Below are 14,847 nucleotides of genomic sequence, written 5' to 3' on the forward strand. Positions count from 1 at the left end.
GCCGCCGCGTGTGCCGCCGCTCGGTGCGGCAAGTGCGGTAGCCGAGGCGGGCGTTGACGGCGAGCATCGGGGCGTTGCTCGCGTCGTTGCCGGTGTAGAAGCGGGTGACGCCCGCGCGGCGGGCGAGGTGGAGGACGTGGAGCTTGGCGAGTCCTGCGAAGCCGCGGCCGCGGTGCGCGCGTCGGGTGCCGGTCATCGCGGACCAGCAGCGCTCCCGGCCGTCGGTCTGCGCGACGCTGTACGAGGCGATCCCGCCGTCGGCGACGACGACGGCGCTCAGCTCGGGACGCCAGTCGGGACGCCGCCAGTTGAGGCCGAGCCACGGTTCGTACGCGAGATGCCCCGCCTCGATGTCGCCCGGTTCGTCGTCGGCGCACTCCAGGTCGGCCCGCCACAGTTCCCGCAGGTCCGAGCCGAACTCGGCGACGGTGCGCACCTCGACGCCGGGCGGCAGCCGGTCGGGCAGCGGCGAGAGGGGCGGCGCCGAGGCGAGGTCGAGGCAGAGGAACCGTCCCGTGCGGCCCGGGCTGTAGCCCCGCCGCGCGGCGAAGCCGGCGGCCGGCGCGTCGTCGTCGACCCAGGTGTGGACGAGGGTGACGCCGGTCGCCACGAGGTGCTCCTCCGCGGCGTCGAGGAGCGCGGAGCCTATGCCGAGGCCGCCGTACCGCGGGTCGACCGCGACGGTGAGGTGCCCGGCGCCGCCCGTCCCCGGCAGCGTGCCGGCGTCGGCCGCGCCCGCTGTCCGCGTGCGGCCGCCGTCCTCGACCTCGGCGACGACGCGGCGCAGCCGCCGCGCGGGCGCCGCGTTCCGCAGCTCCCACCGCAGGCCCTCGGCGGAGTTGACGAGATGGGGTGCGGCGGCGCTGCGCACCGCGACGACCGCGGGGGCGTCGACGTCGGTGAACTCCCGAATGGTGAACATACGAGCGCACCGTAGACGAGCGGACGGCGGTTGTCCGCCCCGCCGCTGTCCTCCCTGCCGATCCGGCGAGCTCCGCACGGCCGCCGCGGCTTCCGGCGCGGCGAGGGAGGAGAATCGTCCCGCGAGCCGTCGACACCGCCGGACCGCCGAGAGGGACCAGACCGCCGAAAGACCGGAGCACCCGTGCCGCTGCACCTCGCCATCGACCCCGACTCCGCCACCGCGCCGTACGAACAGGTGCGCTCCCAACTCGCGTCCCAGGCACGCGAGGGCGAGCTGCCCACCGGGTTCCGGCTGCCAACCGTGCGCGCTCTCGCGCAGGAGCTGGGGCTCGCCGCGAACACGGTGGCGAAGGCCTACCGCACCCTGGAGGCGGACGGCGTCATCGAGACCCGCGGCCGCAACGGCACCTTCGTCGCAGCGGCGGGGGACGCGGCCGAACGCGAGGCGGCGTCGGCCGCGGCGGCCTACGCGCGGCGCGCGCGCCATCTCGGCCTCGGGCACGACGCGGCGCTCGCCGCTGCCGTCGAGGCGCTCCGCGCCGCGTACGCGCGCGAGGACTGAGCCGGCTCCCGTACGCGGCTCATCCACGTCTTCGGCGCGCCGCTCCACCGCCCGTGCCTCGTCTACCGCGGCAGCGTCGGCCGGCCCGGCACGCGCGGTGCCCGGAAGGGGTGGGAGCGCGTACCGTAGCCGCGCCGATCAGAGGTACATCCCGGCGCCCTCGCGCTCCGGCTGGACGGGCAGGCCCGAAGCGGAGCCGCCCTTGCGGAGGGCGAAGAGCTCGGCGAGCGTGGCTCCTTCGCGGCCCACGCCCTCTTCCGTGCCGAGCCAGTCGACCGCCTCCTGGCGGCTCAGCGACCCGACCTCGATCCGTGCCAGACAGCGCCCCGGCCGGACGACGGCGGGGTGGAGCCGCTCCAGGTCCTCGTTGGTGGTGACCCCGACGAGGACGTTCCGGCCCTGCCCGAGCAGCCCGTCGGTGAGGTTGAGCAGCCGCGAGAGCGCCTGTCCCGCCGCGTACTTCGCCTCGCCGCGGATCAGTTCGTCGCAGTCCTCCAGGAGCAGCAGCCGCCAGCGCCTTCCCTCCGACTCCGAGTCGTCGGCGCCGATGGCGATGTCCATCAGGTAGCCGATGTTGTTGAAGAGGTGCTCGGGGTCGAGGACGCAGTCGACCTGGCACCAGTCGCTCCACGAGCGGGCGAGGGTGCGCAGCGCCGACGTCTTGCCCGTGCCCGGCGGGCCGTGGAGCAGGAGGAGGCGGCCCGAGACGTCGTCGGGCGTCACCTTCATCAGGCCGTCCATCGCGGAGGCGACGCGCGCCGTGTAGTTGGGGCGCACCTCGTCCCAGGTGCCCGCGCTGATGGTGCGGGTGGTGCGGCGCGGGCCGCGCATCGGCGAGTGGTACCAGAAGCCCATCGACACTTTGTCCGACTGGGGTTCCGGTTCGTCCTCGGCGCCGTCGACGGCTTCCTTGAGCCGCGCGTCGGCGAGTTCGCCCGTGACCGCCGTGACCGTGACGTCGGCTCCCTGGTTCCACCGGGAGATGCGCACGGTCCAGCCGTCCCCTTCGGCGAGGACGTTGCTGGAGTTGTCGTCCGTCGCCTCGCGCACCACCCGTGCGTGCGGGGGCAGCAGCGTGTGCCCCTTCTTGACGCGGTCGACCGAGTGGCTGCGCGAGTAGGGCTGCTCGCCCTGGGTGAAGCGGCCGAGGAAGAGCGCGTCGACGACGTCGGAGGGCGAGTCGCTGTCGTCGAGCTGGAGCCGGGTGGGCAGCGACTCCTCGGGCGGGGTGGACTGCTGGTGTCCGGTCGGCCCGTGCGCCGTCGGGGCCTCCTGCTGGACCGCCGGCGTATCGGGCGTGGACTGCGGTACGGAAGCCAGGGGGACGCTCCTGTCGTCGGCGGTGGGCGCGTCGGTACGCATGGCCGCAATGATCCGGCATAGGTGGCCGGGTTGCACGTATGTTTTCCCCGCCTCGGCGTGGACGCACTCCGCGGGCGAGGCGTGCGGCGGCTGCCCCTGCGGCCCCGGCGATCTACCGGCGTGCGGCGGCGTCCGGCTACGCTGGCCTCCGGCGAGCGTGGGGGAGCGGGGGCCGTGATGCGGGTTGCTCGGGGGCGTGCGGTCGGGTTCGTCGGCGGCGGGCTGGTGCTCGCGCTCCTCGTCCTCGCGATGTGCCGCTTCCCTGGCGAACCGGCCGACGGCGGCCCCGGCGTCCACGGAAAGCCGACGATCCCGCAGAACGAGCCGCAGGACGCGCTCGGTTGGGGCTTCACGCACACGCAGTACAGCGCCGACGAGGGCGCGAACCCCGCACGCGACCGCGCCGCCTCGGCGCTGAACCGCGCCCGACTTCCGCAGAACCAGCACCTGATGGGCTGGGGAGCCGACAACCCCGAGCCCTCGCCCGGGCGTTACGACTTCGACTCCCTCGACGAGCGCGTCGACCTGATGCGCGAGACGGCGGGCACGCCGGTGCTCACGCTCTGCTGCGCGCCGGACTGGATGAAGGGCGCGAAGGCCGGCGCGACGGACTGGAGCAAGCTGGAGACGGCACCGGAGCCGAAGCACTACCGCGACTTCGCGCGGCTCGCACGGACCGTCGCCGAACGCTACCCGGACATCCGGCACTTCGTGGTCTGGAACGAGTTCAAGGGCTTCTGGGACGAGCGGAAGAAGCGCTGGGACTTCGAGGGCTACACCGAGCTGTACAACCTCGTCTACACGGAGCTGAAGAAGGTCTCGCCGAAGATCCGCGTCGGCGGCCCCTACGTCGTCATGGACTCACTCGATCCGGGGGACGCGCACGCCTCCCGCGTCCGCGGCGAGTGGGGCGCCCTCGACCAGCGGGCGCTCGACGCCGTCGCCTACTGGAGCGAGCACCGCAAGGGCGCCGACTTCGCCGTCGTCGACGGCTCCACCTACACGGAGGAAGACCGGCTCCTGCCCGACGAGTTCGGCGCCGCGGAGAAGCTCACCGCCGTCACGCGCTGGACGCGGAAGGAGACGGGCCTGCCGGTCTGGTGGGCCGAGTGGTACGCGGAGGTCGGGGACGCGCGCGACCGGCGCGAGGGCTGGAGCGAGCGGCACCGGGTCGCCGTGCACGCGGCGGCGCTGATGGCGATGGTCGAGGGCGGCGCGGCCGGCGGCTTCTACTGGAACCCGCAGCTCCCGCGGGGCGCCTGCGCCGGTTGCCTCTGGCACGGTACTAGGGCGGCGGACGGCGGGGACGGTCTGCCGATGCTGCGGCTGCTCGCCCGGTTCTCCCGGGAGTTCGGGCCGGACGCCGACCCGCGGAGGGTGCCCGTCTCGGGGGAGGACGCCTCGCGCGTGCGGGCGTTGCGGGGGGAGGGGGCCGTTCTCGTCGTCAACACCGGGGAGGGGCGGGCCCGGGTGCGTGTCGACGGGCGGGGGCTGCGGCTGGAAGGGTACGAGGTGCGGTGGGTGCGGGCGGGGTGACGGACGTGGGGTCGGTCGGGGCGGAGGGTGAGTGGCCCTCACTCGTGGGTGTTGGCCGATGCGTCCGGGGGCCGCTGCCGGAACTGCCCCGCTCCGTCGGTGGGTTGGGGCAGTCCGTCGGGCGTTACCAGCCGTGTTCGGTGAGCGTCCCGCTTCCCGCCAGGTAGCCGCGCAGTCCGGCGGCCGGGTACGCGATGATGTCCTCGGGCAGGTCGTGGACGTCGTGCCGGCGCAGGTCGAGGCACTTGTCCGGTTCGCGGTTGGTCGGCTCTCCGCGCCACTCGGTCGCGAGGAAGAAGACGCCGATGCGCTCGCTCTCGTCCGACTGCCGGTGGTGGACGGTGTGCACGTGCCGCAGGTGCGAGGGGGCGACGGTGACGCCGGTCTCTTCGCGGAGTTCGCGGGCGGCGCCCGCGGTCAGGGGTTCACCGGCGTCGAGCTTGCCGCTCGGCAGGTGCCAGCGGCCGTGTCCGTAGGGGCCGGCGCGTTGGGACATGAGGACCGCGTCGCCGTCGCGGAGGATCACGTGCGTGTCGACGACGGGGGTTGCGAGAGGCATGGGATCACCGTGTGTTCGTCGGGGCTCGCGCGGTCGTCCCGCACGCTGGCGCCGGGAAGGCAGGGCAGTGAGGCTTCGGAGCGGTCTTCCGCGGAGCGGCTGCACTCGCGTCGGGGCGCCGAACTACGCCTCCGGGTTGGCCACGGCACGCAACTCCGGCCTGCCCGGGGGCGGGAGGTTCGGCGGGGTTGGGCCGAGGTCCTCGTAGTCCGACCTGACCCGGAGGTATCGGGTGTGCCCGGTCTGCTGCTGGTGGCGGTCGCGCCAGGAGTCCGCCCGTGCCTCCGAGAGCAGGGCGTTGGCCTCTGCCTCGCATTCGCGGTCGCCGGTCCGGGTGGTGCAGACGACGTCCCAGAGTGTCCGAGTGATCAACGTTCCCCCTCCTCGCCCCTACGGGCACCGGATTTCACGGCCGTTCGTCCCGCTGCCGAAGACGAAGGGCGGTCAGGACTTCGCGCTCTTCAGCGCGGCGCACCGATGCCGGGGTGGTGCTCCATGCCGGTCCATTCCCTTCCGGCAGGGGACGCAGCCGGATCTCGTGCGGCCGGATTTCGTCCACGACGCCGAGACGTCCGGTGAGGCTGTCGATCACCGAGTCACCCCGCCTCACCGGGACCGTCCCGGGGTCTGCGGGCGGCTGAGCGCGGCGCCGAAACCGTGCGGGCGGGCGCTGCTCACCTCGTCCAGGGAGGCGGCGACCGTTTTCGTGCTTGTTCGGCTCATCTTCCGACCCTTGCTCTGGGATGTGATGCACAGAGCATGAGGGGCTGACGAGCCCACAGGGGATACGGCTTGTATCCCCGTACCCGGTTGTGTCAGACGGCCCCGACCCAGCTTGCGAAGTGGTGCAGCGACTCCTCGTCGACCCGTCGCAGACGGAGGAGGGTTGCGCTCGTCTCCCGCGTCCACGGGTGTTCGCGGGTGTGCTGGGGAGCGATGCTCCGCGCCGCCTGCAGCGAGGAAAACGCGTCGTCGAACCGGCTAGCCCACATCTGCGCGCGGGCCAGTTCGATCCAGAACCCCGAGCGCCGCTCGGCCGGCAGCGCGTGGGACGGGGACCACTCACGAGCCGCGGCGAAGGCACCGTCGATGTGGTCCTGCCCCAGGCTCACGGCGACCGACAGCTCGTGGATGCGCACGCACTCGGGGCCGAAAGCCGTCCCCAAGTAAACGCCTTCCCGCGCCTGTTCGCTCAAGCGCTGCGCATGGGCCAGGTGGCTGTTCGCGGTCTCGGCGTCGCCGCCGCGTCCCGCGATGACCGCGGCCCGCATGTGGAGCGCGCCGCGTGCCGCGGCCGTGTTCTCGTCCGTCGCTGCCGGCGCGGCGTCTACCGCGGCCTCCAACGCGCGGATGCCGGCCGTGTGAGCACGGGCAGTGAAGAAGACCTCGGTGCGGACGTAGGCGACCGAGGCACTGAGAAGCGGGTCTTCTGCGTAGGGCGCGGCCGACCGCATCAGGTCGACGAGCCGAGCCGAGAGGTCGCGGGCGCCGTACTTGTAGGCGACAGCGTCCACCGACCGGGCGGCCGTGACGAGGAGCCGGGCGGCGGTCCGCTTGTCCTGTGCTGCCTGGAATGCGGCGAGGACGTCGACGAGCAGCGCGGGGGCGTGCTGGGCGATGCGTCCGTACTGAGCAGCGAGCCGCCAATGCACCGTCTCGGCGACGGTCGTGCGCAGTTCGTCGAGGGCGCGGCGCGGTGACGCGAGGGGCACGTCGTGCGCGGCGAGGCTGGCAGAGATCGCGGGCAGGGCTGCGTGTACACGGGTTTCTGCGCCGGTATGAGTGGTGAGGAGCCGTGTGGGGTCCACGCCGAGTGCCGCTGCGAAAGCTTCGAGGGTGGTGTCGCCCGGGTACCGCTTGCCCTGTTCAACGGCCTTGACCATGGGCAGCGATACGAACGATGCGCGGGCGAGGTCTGTCTGCCTGAGCCTCTTCGCTTTACGGACGGCTGCGATGCGCTTCCCCAGCGCGGCGGCGTCAAGTTGGGTCATGTCGGCTCCAGTTCGAGGCGTCCATGTCGAACTGTATCCATGCGGTCACTGTGAGGAGCCGGAACCCTTTGACGTCCGCAGACGGGACCGTTGCGGAGGCGTCACCGCTCGGCGAGCGGCACGAGGTCCATGAGCGAGTCGATCCGGTGGTCTGCGGCCTCGACGACCGCAGCTTCTTTGGCCCAGAGGTGCCCCCACGGGCCCCGCCGCAGGTGTGCTGCCCGAACCCCGGCCGCCTGCGCGGGAAAGGTGTCGTTCTGCGGGTGGTCTCCGACGTAGAGGATCTGATCAGCCGGTACGCCTGACTCGGCGACGAGTCGCTCGAAGAACGCGGGCGACGGCTTGGCGACACCCCACTCGCCCGAAGTGGCGACGAGGTCGGCGGGCAGTTCGAGTGCGCGGAGCAGCGCAGCGGCTTTGACCGTCTGGTTGCCTGCGATGACGACGTGTGCCCCGGCGGCGCGGAGTGCGGACAGCGCCGGTCTGACGTCTTCGTACACGTCCGTCTCGTCGAGGTATTCGCCGCGGCCCGCGTCCTCGCGGGCCTGATACTGGGAGTGGAGATCGATACCGGGCCGGATCAGCCGCAGCGCCTCGGCGTTGTCCTCGCCACGGGCCACGACGGCGCCGACGAGCGCCGACAGCGTGTGCCGGGGGATGCAGAGCCAGTCGGCCCACGCCGTCCAGTAGCGGTCGTCCCTCACGAGGGTCTCGCCCACGTCGAACGCGAAGGTGTGGATCATCCGCCGACTCTATCGACGCGAGGTCGGTGGGTCCGACGAGAGCGGCCCCTGTCCGGCCGCGAGGCCGGACAACGCCACGCCGCCCGCTTCCGTATCCGCCGAACCCGGCGGCCGTGCCCGCCCCGCCCCCGGCTCACACGGCAGCCCCCAGCACCCCCCGCGCACGGAGCACCGGCAGGACGTGCTGTGTGAGTGCAGGCGAGAGGTGCAGCCCTTCGTCCTCCCCGGTCGTCCAGTGCATATGGGCGAGTTCGGCCGCGGGGACGGGCGGGGCGTCGAGCTGGGCCGTGTAGACGGAGAGTTGCATGGGGACGCGCTCCAGCGCTGCGGTTCCCTCGAAGCGGGTGAGCAGCCGGGGCGCGACCGGTGCGGCGCCGAGCTCCTCGTCCAGTTCGCGGGTGAGCGTCTCCACCGGGTCTTCGCCGGGCTCCGGCTTGCCGCCCGGGAGGTAGAAGAGGTCGGGTGCCGCCTGCTTGCTGACGACGAGCAGCCTGCCGTGCTCCACGACGGCCGCCGCCACCACCGTCAGACCGGCCGGGCGGGCCGGTGCTCGAGTGTCCACCATGGTGCGGATTCTGCCACCGCGGGCGGAGCCCCCGCGCGCGGTTGCCAGTCCGCACGCGAGCGAAACCCCTCGCGCGCGGACGGTGCTGTGTCGGTCGCCACTGTCGCCGACGTGCGCAGCGGCTACGGTCCCAGGCATGGTTCCGGGGAGAGAAGCAGGAGGCCACGTGGGCGAGTTGGACGTACTGGGGATCGGCAACGCGATCGTCGACATCCTGGCGGAGGCCGACGATGCGGCCGTCGACGCGCTGGGGCTGCCGAAGGGCGGCATGACCCTCGTCGACGCCGAGCGGTCGAAAGAGATCCTCGCGGTGCTCGGGCGCCCGGTGCGGGCGTCGGGCGGTTCGGCGGCGAACACGGTCGCGGGCGCGGCGTCGCTCGGCTCCTCGGCCGCCTTCATCGGCAAGATCCGGGACGACGCGCTCGGCGCCGACTTCGCGGCGGACATCGCCGCCTCGGGCGTCGGCTTCGCGACGCAGCCGCTCGACGGGCCGCCCGACACGGCGCGTTGCACCGTCCTCGTCACCCCGGACGGCGAACGCACGCTCAGCACCTACCTCGGCGCGTGCACCCGGCTCGGCCCCGGCGACATCGACCCGGAGGTCGTACGGCGGGCGCGGGTCACCTACCTCGAGGGCTACCTCTTCGACCAGCCGCAGTCGGGCGAGGCCCTCCGCACCGCCGCCTCGCTCGCCCACCGGGCCGGGCGGCAGGTCGCGGTGACGCTCTCCGACACCCTCTGCGTCGACCGGCACCGGCAGGAGTTCCTCGACCTCGTCGACGGCGCCGCCGACCTCGTCTTCGGCAACGAGGAGGAGCTGCGGACCCTCTGCGGCACCGACGACCTCTCCGGCGCGCTGGAGCGGGTGCGCGCGGGCGGCGCCGTCGCCGCGGTGACGCGGGGCGCGAAGGGCTCCGTCGTCGCCTCGGAGCGCGGCTTCGAGGAGGTACCCGCCGAAGCAGGGGTCGCGGTCGTCGACACGACGGGGGCCGGGGACGCCTACGCGGCGGGTTTCCTCCACGGGCTGGTGCGCGGTGCCGGGTTGGCGCGGTGCGCGCGGCTCGGCTCGCTGGCGGCGGGCGAGGTGATCTCCCACCTGGGCGCGCGCCCGGGGCCCGGACTCGCAGCGCGGGCCGAGCCGTTGCTCGACGACGGCTGACCAGCGGGACGCCGGCTCACGACAGCGTCCACAGCCGCAGCACCGTCGCGCCGAGGAGCAGCGCGCCGAGCGGCAGCGCGAACCACAACGTTCCCTGGAGCCAGGCGAGTCGGTGCGGTGCGACGACGCGGACGAGTTCGCGCGCGGTGAGCAGTACGAGCAGTACCCCGGCCGCGAGGGCACCGGCGAGCGACCAGGTGTCCCAGGTGACGCGTATCCCCGCGGGGCCGGGTTCCGGTGCGGGGGCCTGTCCCGCGGCCGGTGCGGTCGCGCGGTAGACGACGGCGTCGCGGTTGGTGTGGACGCGCTCGACCGCGGGGTCGCCGTCGAGCGCGGTGCGCGCCTTGCGCCACCAGTCGTGCGGGTACCCGTGGCCCAACTGGAGCGCCTGCGACTGCCCTTCGTTGAGCATCAGCAGCGAGCCGGGGCCCGCCTCGCGCAGCGCGTCGGCGAGGCCGCCCGCGGCGGCCGGGTCGAGGGGCGCCCGCACCGGTTCGTAGACGACGCGCTCCATGTCCCGCGCCCCCCAGGGGATCGACGGGGTGACCTCCTCCACGGGGTCGCTGCTCGGCCAGAGCAGCCGGACCGTGGGGTGGTCGTGCGCGTAGACGTACTCCATCGCCTCGACCTCGCCCGTGCGCACCCGCTCGAACGGCTCGTTGCCCCAACGCACCACGAGGAAGCCGGAGAGCAGCACGAGACCGGCGAGGAGCGCGGCCACCGGAGCGGCGCGCGAGGGCGTCCGGCGCGGGTGCGCCGCCGCGGGCTGCGGGCCGCCGTCGTCCGGGAGGCGCGGGTAGAGCGCGAGGGCGGCGAGGACGCAGGCGCCCGGCGCGGCGAAGAGGAAGACGCGGAGCGCGATCTCACCGCCGTAGGACTGCGCGCCGAACGCGAGGAACGGGACGGCGGTGAGGACGAGCAGCGACCGGTCGGAGACGCCGGCGCGACGGCGCCGCCACGCGCCGAGCGCCGCGAGCGCGAGCACCCCCGCGGCGAGCGCGACCCTCGCGTAGAGCACCAGTTGGTGCACCTGGGCCCCGCCCTCGATGCGCCCCGTGACAGAGGAGGAGACGTTGCCGCCGAGCCCGCCGATGCCGCCGAAGAGCTCGTCGAAGTGCCCGGACCAGTACGGCTCGGCGAGGTAGACGATCCAGCAGACGAGGACGATGCCGCAGACGAGCGGCAACCCCCGCGGCACCGTGCGCCGCACGAGGACCAGGCCGAGCAGGACGCCGAGCATGACGAAGGGCGTGAGCTGGTGGCCCGCCGTCGCGGCGACGAAGAGGACGAGCAACAGGCCGAGCAGCACGGCGAGTTCGGTGGGCCCCACCGCCCGCACGCGGGAGCCGGGCGTCCCCGCGGGCGGTGTCTCGCCGGGCGCGCGGCCGCGGCGCGGCGCGGAGGTGCGGGCGAACCACAGGAGGAGCACGGCGACGAAGAGAAGGTGGAAGAGAAGGGTGAACCCCTGCGGTGAGAAGTAGTCCTGGCCGACCCAGCCGCAGAGCGCGAAGAACCACAGTGCGCACCACTTGGCCCTGCGATCGGCACGGACGGCGCGGAGGAGGAGCGCGAGCGGGGCGAGGTAGGCGAGTTGGACGAGCGTCGGCCACCAGCGGATCGTCTCGGTGAAGTCGTCGACGCCGCACGCCTGCGCCACGAAGGCCGCCGCGGCGAAGAAGCCGGGCCAGCTCCACCGCGCGTCGAGGTCGGGCGCGGTGGACCCGGTGCGTTCGATGTGGTCGAGGAAGCCGAGGTGCTGCCACGCGGTGGCGAACCGCGGTTCGCTCTCCACCACGGCGGGGACGGCGTGCAGCGAGACGACGGTGAGCAGCAGCACGGCCGCCAGCAGCACGGGCCGCGGCGTCGGCGAGCGGAGCCCGGCGACGAAGGCGCAGACGAGCAGCCCGGCGCCGACGAGCGTCGGCACGGGGAGCACGGAGACGAGTCCGAGCCCGCCCATGCCGTCGAGGCGGGCGGCGTCGAGGCCCAGGAGCGGCACCCAGTAGAGCGCGAGCGCCGCGGCGAGGAGCGCCCACAGGGCCGTGCCGCGGCCCAACCGGCGGCGCCGCGTGGCGGGTTGGCGGGCCTCCGTGGCGGAGGGAGCTGCCGCGGGGCGCGGGGCCGGTTGTGCGGGCGACGGGGTGCGGGCGCCGGGCGGTGCCGCTCGCCGGGCGGCCGCGTCCGCCGATCCGTGGGCGGACAGCTCCTCGTCGACGCTGCCCTCCGGGCCGCTAGCCATGCCGTGCGTCCCGTCGTCTGCTCCGTCGGCCGTGCCCTCCGCCCGCGTCGTTCCCGGGGGCGGAGGGTTGCGGCGAACCGGACGGGCCGGGCCCGCCGTCCGGTGCCGTCCGCTTCGACGGCGGGCGTGCGCGCAGCACCGGGCGGAGCCGGACCGCCGCGATCAGAGTGACGAGGCCGATGCTTCCCACCTCCGCGATACCCGCGCCGATGAGCCCGAGGCGGGGGAGGAGGAGCAGGGTGAGGCCGAGGACGAGGACGCACAACAGGCCCTGGAGGTAGGCGAGTCCGGAGGTGCGGCTCTGGGCGCGCAGCACCGCGTAGTGGACCTCCATGACGACGCGGAGCAGGGCGCCGAGCGCGTAGAGGCGCAGCAGCGGCGTCGCCGCGTCGGCGTACCCCTTGCCGAAGACGGCGAGGACCTGGGGCGCGAAGAGGAAGAGCGCACCGCAGACGGGCAGCATGATGCGGGCCATCCGCCCGAGCGCGGCACGGCAGTTCTCCGCGAGCCGCGCCGGGCTGTGCGAGCCCTCGACGGTGAGCGAGGCGCCCATGTTGACGGCGAGCAGGTTGAGGGTGCCGCCGATGGTGGTGGTGATGTAGAAGTACGCGTTGTCGGCCGAGCTCACCTGCGCGGCGACGATCACCGGCAGCAGGTAGACGACGGCGAGCGAGAAGAGCGCGCCCGTGTAGTCGCCCGCGAGGAACCGGCCCATCTCCCGGTGTCCTGCGGGCCGTGCGGTCCGCGTCGTCCGCCGTACGTGGGCGGGGACCAGGCGGCGGAAGACGAGCCAGCCGAGCGGCAGCACGGAGAGCGCGATCGCCGCCGCCCACGAGACGAAGACGCCGGCGGCAGGCACCGCCGAGGCGAGCACCACCAGCAGCACCAGCTTGACCGTGGAGAAGACGGTGTTGCCCACCGGCACCCACTTGGCGCTGCGCAAGCCGGTGAGCACCCCGTCCTGCAGCGTCAGCAGCGACCAGCCGACGACGGCGACCACGAAGCCGAGTCCCGGCAGGAGGCCGTGCAGGATGCGGTAGGAGGGCCCCCACCAGTCGAGGGTGAGCAGGAAGGCCGCCGCCGCCGTCGCCACGAACAGCGAACTCGCCGCGTACGTCCGCAGGATGAGCCGCCGCGTGGTGCGGCCCGCGACGGGCACGAACCGCGCGAGCGCACCGATCAGGGTGACGGCGGCGAGCCCCGCGAGGAACTTCATCGCCGCGATCGCCGCCGAGCCCTGGCCGACGGACTCCTCGGAGTAGTAGCGGGCCGCGATGACCCAGTACCCGAGCCCGAGCACCGCGGAGACGCCCGTGTTGACCATCAACGCGTAGGCGTTCTTGAAGAGTTGGCGCCCGGGCTTCTCCTCGGGGCCGCGCTCCTCCGGTGCGTGCGCCGCGTCGGGGCCCGGGTCCCGGGTGTCTGCTGCCGCGGAGTGCGCCGAGGCGCCGATCTCAGCCACGTGTGCCGTGCCCCTCCTCTCGGGATTCGCCCGCGCCCACCGGTGGACGCAGCCCCGCGGCGCGCAGCGTCCTGTTGACGGCGCGCACCGCCGCGTACCCCTTGCCGAGGACGCGGTCGACGGCGAAGTCGACCGTGAGGGACCGGCCTTGGAGGAGGTGTCGGAACTCGGCGAGCGAGGTGGAGCGGCGCACGGTGAGGCGCGTGAGCGCGTACGGGCCCTGACGGGGCGCCGCGAGGCGGTTGTTGACGGCGAGGGACTGCGCGAAGCCGCAGGCGCGTACCGCCTCGCGCACGCGTCGCGTCGAGTAGCCGAAGGGGTAGGCGAAGGAGGAAGGGTTGCGTCCCGTCTCCTCGGCGAGGAGCTCCCGGCAGTGCGAGAGCTCGAACCGCAGTCGGGGCGCGGTGAGTTGGTCGAGTTGGGGGTGCGTGTGGCTGTGTCCGCCGATCTCCATGCCGTACGCGGCGAGTTCGCGCACCTGCGCCCAGTCGAGCATGGTGTCGAGCTCGCCGCCCGCGTGGTGGCGTCCGGGGAGCCACCCGGTGGAGACGAAGAGACTCGCCGTGAAGCCGTGCCGGGCGAGGGCCGGGAGGGCGTGGCGGTGCACGCCCTCGTAGCCGTCGTCGAAGGTGAGCAGGACGGGGTCGCGCGGCAGCGGCCTGCCGCCGCGCCACGCCTCGGCGAGGCGCGCCGCGGTGACGGGTGTACGGCCCAGCTCCTCGATCACCTCCAACTGCGCGGCGAACGACTCGGGCGTGACGGAGAGCCCGTGCGTCGCGGGGGCGGGGGAGTGCGAGACGGCGTGGTACATGAGGATCGGCAGCGGCGCGCCCGTCGGCGTGTGCAAGCGGTGTGCGGGACGGCTCGCCTCGGCGGCCGGGTGAGGGCGGGCCCCGTTCGAACCCGGGGGCCTGCGCGGCACGTCGGGCCGCCGCGGACCGGGCACTCGCGGGCGGCGGTACGCGCTGTCGCCGTTCTGCCGGCTCCGTCGGCTTCCTCCGTGCTCGTCGGAAGGGCCGCTCATGCCGCCTCCTCGTCCGGTCGTCGTGGTGCGGTCAGGTGGTCGGCCACGGAGCGCTGCGGCCCCGGGAGGGCCGGGCGTCCCGGTCGCCGCCCGGGCGCCGTACGCGCCAGGCCCGCCGCGTAGCCCGCGGCGGCCGCCGCCGCCCCGGTGACGATGGCGGCGGCACGGCCCGCGCCGCCGGGGCGGCCGAGGAGCGCGTCGCGCACTCCGCGCCCGACCCCGGCCGGCAGCACCCGGGTGGTGTACCGGCGCTCCGTCGCCAACCCGGCGCGCTGCCCGACGAGTTGGGAGACGGCCGCCTTGGAGAGGCCCTCGGCCCAGGCGCGGCGGCGCAGGTAGCCGAGGCGTGCGCGGTCGGCGGGCACCCGGTGGTGGATCACGGCGGAGTCGTCGACGAGGAGGACGGCGTCGGGCAGCGCCGTGGTGAGGCGGATGCACAGCTCCGTCTCCTCGCAGCCCAACGGGAGCCCGCCGCGCGGGGTTTGCGCCGCACCCCCGCCGCCGCGCCCGATGCCGGTCTCGAAGCCGCCGACCGCCTCGAACGCCGAGCGCCGGAAGGACGCGTTGCCGCCGAGGACGTTGCGGACGCGGACGCGGCCCGCCGGATGGCCGCGGTACATGCACCCGACGGTCCAGTCGAACTCCTCGGGGAACCACGCCGGTCGGCGCCCGGCCTCCCACACCGGCTCGGTGCGCCCGCCGACGGCGAGGACCGCCGGAT

15 protein-coding genes are annotated in these 14,847 nt (G+C 74.1%); 3 read left to right on the plus strand and 12 right to left on the minus strand.

All coding sequences use genetic code 11. From position 1 onward, the window contains the following. Window positions 1–922: GNAT family N-acetyltransferase (locus tag UWG_RS0100285; protein WP_016905202.1), on the minus strand; the 922-nt coding region annotated here is incomplete at its 3' end. A gap of 183 nt (window positions 923–1,105) precedes the next feature. On the opposite strand from UWG_RS0100285, the gene UWG_RS0100290 reads away from it, so the two are divergent. Beyond that, window positions 1,106–1,486: a GntR family transcriptional regulator gene (locus UWG_RS0100290; protein WP_016905203.1), complete on the plus strand. Its 381-nt coding sequence runs from the start codon at window positions 1,106–1,108 to the stop codon at window positions 1,484–1,486. A 138-nt stretch (window positions 1,487–1,624) separates the two neighbouring features. Here the strand turns inward: UWG_RS0100290 and UWG_RS0100295 are convergent, their stop codons facing one another. Then, the gene (locus tag UWG_RS0100295; RefSeq protein WP_016905204.1) at window positions 1,625–2,848 is read right to left on the minus strand and encodes a DUF5925 domain-containing protein; all 1,224 of its coding nucleotides are present in this window, start codon (window positions 2,846–2,848) and stop codon (window positions 1,625–1,627) included. A 174-nt stretch (window positions 2,849–3,022) separates the two neighbouring features. On the opposite strand from UWG_RS0100295, the gene UWG_RS0100300 reads away from it, so the two are divergent. Further along, on the plus strand, window positions 3,023–4,384 hold the full coding sequence (locus tag UWG_RS0100300; protein ID WP_016905205.1) for a GH39 family glycosyl hydrolase: 1,362 nt from the start codon (window positions 3,023–3,025) through the stop codon (window positions 4,382–4,384). 124 nt (window positions 4,385–4,508) lie between these two features. Here UWG_RS0100300 and UWG_RS0100305 read toward each other — a convergent pair whose 3' ends face one another. The 6 genes from UWG_RS0100305 to UWG_RS0100325 form a co-directional block, all read right to left on the minus strand. After that, window positions 4,509–4,943: an NUDIX hydrolase gene (locus tag UWG_RS0100305; RefSeq protein WP_016905206.1), complete on the minus strand. Its 435-nt coding sequence runs from the start codon at window positions 4,941–4,943 to the stop codon at window positions 4,509–4,511. 123 nt (window positions 4,944–5,066) lie between these two features. Further along, entirely contained in the window at window positions 5,067–5,315 is a 249-nt protein-coding gene (locus UWG_RS0100310) for a hypothetical protein (RefSeq protein ID WP_016905207.1), read from the minus strand. A gap of 34 nt (window positions 5,316–5,349) precedes the next feature. Continuing rightward, complete coding sequence (locus UWG_RS32905) at window positions 5,350–5,535, minus strand: hypothetical protein (protein ID WP_157838518.1); 186 nt, start codon at window positions 5,533–5,535, stop codon at window positions 5,350–5,352. 223 nt (window positions 5,536–5,758) lie between these two features. Beyond that, window positions 5,759–6,934: a helix-turn-helix domain-containing protein gene (locus UWG_RS0100315; RefSeq protein ID WP_016905208.1), complete on the minus strand. Its 1,176-nt coding sequence runs from the start codon at window positions 6,932–6,934 to the stop codon at window positions 5,759–5,761. A gap of 101 nt (window positions 6,935–7,035) precedes the next feature. Next, a complete protein-coding gene (locus UWG_RS0100320) occupies window positions 7,036–7,677 on the minus strand; it encodes an HAD family hydrolase (RefSeq protein WP_016905209.1) in 642 nt (213 codons plus the stop codon). A 133-nt stretch (window positions 7,678–7,810) separates the two neighbouring features. Continuing rightward, a complete protein-coding gene (locus tag UWG_RS0100325; RefSeq protein ID WP_033195888.1) occupies window positions 7,811–8,242 on the minus strand; it encodes an NUDIX hydrolase in 432 nt (143 codons plus the stop codon). 166 nt (window positions 8,243–8,408) lie between these two features. On the opposite strand from UWG_RS0100325, the gene UWG_RS0100330 reads away from it, so the two are divergent. Further along, window positions 8,409–9,401 carry an adenosine kinase gene (locus UWG_RS0100330; RefSeq protein ID WP_016905211.1) on the plus strand — a complete coding sequence of 331 codons (993 nt, stop codon included), beginning with the start codon at window positions 8,409–8,411 and terminating at the stop codon, window positions 9,399–9,401. Window positions 9,402–9,417: 16 nt separating this feature from the next. Here the strand turns inward: UWG_RS0100330 and UWG_RS33290 are convergent, their stop codons facing one another. The 4 genes from UWG_RS33290 to UWG_RS29220 all read right to left on the minus strand — a co-directional run. Beyond that, window positions 9,418–11,640 (minus strand): hypothetical protein, encoded by a 2,223-nt coding sequence (locus tag UWG_RS33290; protein ID WP_193386390.1) that lies wholly within the window; start codon window positions 11,638–11,640, stop codon window positions 9,418–9,420. Next, window positions 11,633–13,102, minus strand: coding sequence for a lipopolysaccharide biosynthesis protein (locus UWG_RS33295; protein ID WP_337459914.1), 1,470 nt, complete (start codon window positions 13,100–13,102; stop codon window positions 11,633–11,635). Before UWG_RS33295 ends, UWG_RS33290 begins: the two co-directional genes overlap by 8 nt. Further along, a complete protein-coding gene (locus tag UWG_RS0100345; protein WP_016905212.1) occupies window positions 13,095–14,126 on the minus strand; it encodes a polysaccharide deacetylase family protein in 1,032 nt (343 codons plus the stop codon). The genes UWG_RS33295 and UWG_RS0100345 overlap by 8 nt, the downstream gene beginning before the upstream one ends. After that, window positions 14,123–14,847: glycosyltransferase family 2 protein (locus tag UWG_RS29220; protein WP_016905213.1), on the minus strand; the 725-nt coding region annotated here is incomplete at its 5' end. The genes UWG_RS29220 and UWG_RS0100345, both read right to left, overlap by 4 nt.

This window comes from Streptomyces xiaopingdaonensis (assembly GCF_000262345.1).
Classification (GTDB): Bacteria; Actinomycetota; Actinomycetes; order Streptomycetales; family Streptomycetaceae; genus Streptomyces; species Streptomyces xiaopingdaonensis.